Below are 2514 nucleotides of genomic sequence, written 5' to 3'. Positions count from 1 at the left end.
GGNNNGNNNGNNGGNGGNGGTCGNGTTGGNGGAGNNGGGGGTGGTTGNGGGGTGTTGGGTGTGTCTGTATTTGGGGTGTGGGTGGTGCGTGGTGGTGTCGAGCTGCTTGCGGGCGCCCCTGCCGACGAAGCTGCCGACGATCGCGCCGACGCCACCGAGGATCGCGCCCTCGATGCGCAGGTCGCGACGACCGGTCGTGCCGAGCGCGGCACCGACGAGCGCGCCGGACGCCACGCGCCCGACGAGGCCGGCGGGGGGAGATGCGGTTCGGGGCCCTGCGGCAGCTTGTCCCCGATCAGCTCGCCGATGGCCGAGGCGACCAGGACGCCGCGGCCGAGGGGCGTGCTGAAGACCTTCCAGTCCTGCCACGACCCCTTCAGCGAGGACCGGTCGTGGTTCAGGGCCATGACGGCCAGCGGGGTGGCGCTGCGGCCGCCGGAGAGGATGCCCAGTGCCAGGGTGCGGACCAGGGTGTGCTGCTCGTGCTTCGTGCTCATCGGTGCTCCTGTCGTGTCGGTCCGGACGCTACTCCCGAGCACTGAGCCGCCGCGAGTAGCGTCCGCGGCATGAGCAACGTCATCCTCTTCGGCGGCCACGGCAAGGTCGCCCTCCTCGCCACCCGCATCCTCACCGATCGCGGTCACACCGTCACCTCGGTCATCCGCGACCCCGACCAGGCCGACGAGATCCGGGCCCACGGCGGGCACCCGCACGTCGCCGACATCCAGCAGCAGACCCTCACCGACTTCGCCGAGCTCATCCACGGACACGACGCCGTGGTCTGGTCGGCCGGGGCCGGCGGCGGCTCGGCGGACCGCACGTGGGCGATCGACCGCGACGCGGCGATCCTGTCCGTGCAGGGTGCCGCGAAGGCCGGCGTGGACCGGTACGTCATGGTCTCCTGGTCCGGTTCGCTCCTCGACCACGGGGTCCCGCAGGACAACGACTTCTTCGCGTACGCCCAGTCGAAGATGATCGCGGACGCGGTGCTCCGCGACTCCGGACTCCGCTGGACGGTCGTCGCACCGAGCACCCTCACCGACGACGAGCCCACCGGCTCCGTCGACTGGGACGGCTCGTCGACCGAGGTGCCCCGCGGTGACGTGGCGCACGTGGTGGCCGACGCGGTCGAGGGTGACGGCACGGTCGGGAAGACGATCCGCTTCAACACCGGGTCGACGCCGATCGCCGACTTCCTCCGCACGGCGGGCTGAGCGGTGGCGCGGAACCCCGAACCGTTCCGGGGCCGCCTGGCCCTGGTGACCGGCGCGAGCGGCGGCATCGGCGAGTCACTGGCCGAGGGCCTCGCCGCGGCTGGCTCGGACCTCGTCCTGGTCGCCCGGTCCGCCGACAAGCTCGACGCCGTCGCCTCGGGGATCCGCGCCCGCCACGGTGTCCGGGTGCGGGTGCTCCCCGCCGACCTGGCGACGACCGCCGGGGTCGACGAGGTCCTCTCCGCACTGGACGGCACGCGGGTCGACGTCCTGATCGCGAACGCCGGTGTCGGGTGGCACGGCACCTTCGCGGAGCAGCCCGACGACGGCATCGTCCAGCAGATCGCGCTGAACGAGACGGCGCTGGTGCGGCTCACGCGGGCCTTCCTGCCCGGGATGCTCGCCCGCGGTGTCGGCGGCGTCATGACCGTCGCGTCGACCGCGGCGTTCCAGCCCACCCCGCACATGGCGCTGTACGGCGCGACGAAGGCGTTCGTCCTCTCGTTCACCGAGGCGCTCTGGTGGGAGACCCGCGGCCGGGGCGTCCGGGTGCTCGCCCTCTGTCCCGGACCGACCGCGACGGGCTTCTTCGACGCCGCCGGTGGAGGCTCGTTCCTCGAGGGCGGCCGACAGACGGCGGACGAGGTCGCACGCGTCGGTCTGCAGGCGTTCTCCCGCGCCGGCGGCCCGACCGTGGTGTCCGGACTCCGCAACGCGGTGCTGGCGAGCGCGCACCGGTTCGTCCCCCGGGGGCTCATGACACGGATGTCCGCGATGGTGATGGAGTGACGGGCCGGACGGGACGCCGTCCGGTCAGCGCCCGAGCGGACCTCGTCGTCCCGCGGCCGGCGGCGTCGGGCGGCTGAACCGGCTGTCCACCTGCGGACGCTTCCAGCCCCCGCGGACGAACGTGGACGTGCGGCCGGAACGACCGGGCCGCGGAAGGAACGACCATGGCAGCACTCGACGGCAAGAAGATCCTCGTCATCGCGACGAACTCCGGTGTGGAGCAGGACGAGATCGTCGTCCCCATCGACCAGCTCCGCGAGCGCGGCGCGACCGTGACGGTGGCGGCGCAGGAGACCGGCCCGATCACGACCCTCATCGGCGACGAGGACCCGGGCAAGTCGGTCGAACCGGACACCACCATCGCCGGTGTCAACGCGGGCTCCTTCGACGCGCTCGTCGTCCCCGGTGGCACCATCAACGCGGACACCCTCCGCACCGAACAGCAGGCGGTGTCCCTCGTGCAGGCGTTCGCGGGAGGCCGGCAAGCCCGTCGCCGCGATCTGCCCGGCCC

The 2514-nt window shown here is 73.0% G+C and carries 3 protein-coding genes; all 3 read left to right on the top strand.

Translation table 11 applies throughout. The features are described from left to right. The first annotated feature begins 566 nt into the window (after positions 1 to 566). Positions 567 to 1214 carry an SDR family oxidoreductase gene (locus tag I5E_RS00115; protein ID WP_022905209.1) on the top strand — a complete coding sequence of 216 codons (648 nt, stop codon included), beginning with the start codon at positions 567 to 569 and terminating at the stop codon, positions 1212 to 1214. Between the two features lie 45 nt (positions 1215 to 1259). Further along, entirely contained in the window at positions 1260 to 2003 is a 744-nt protein-coding gene (locus I5E_RS00110; RefSeq protein ID WP_222836435.1) for an SDR family NAD(P)-dependent oxidoreductase, read from the top strand. A gap of 164 nt (positions 2004 to 2167) precedes the next feature. After that, positions 2168 to 2514, top strand: a 347-nt coding sequence (locus tag I5E_RS20780) for a DJ-1/PfpI family protein (RefSeq protein WP_261974820.1), incomplete at its 3' end; no start/stop codon positions are given.

This window comes from Curtobacterium sp. B18 (assembly GCF_000333375.1).
Taxonomy (GTDB): Bacteria; Actinomycetota; Actinomycetes; order Actinomycetales; family Microbacteriaceae; genus Curtobacterium.
Note: the sequence above shows the minus strand (reverse complement) of the source record. Positions and strands in the feature narration are given on the sequence as shown.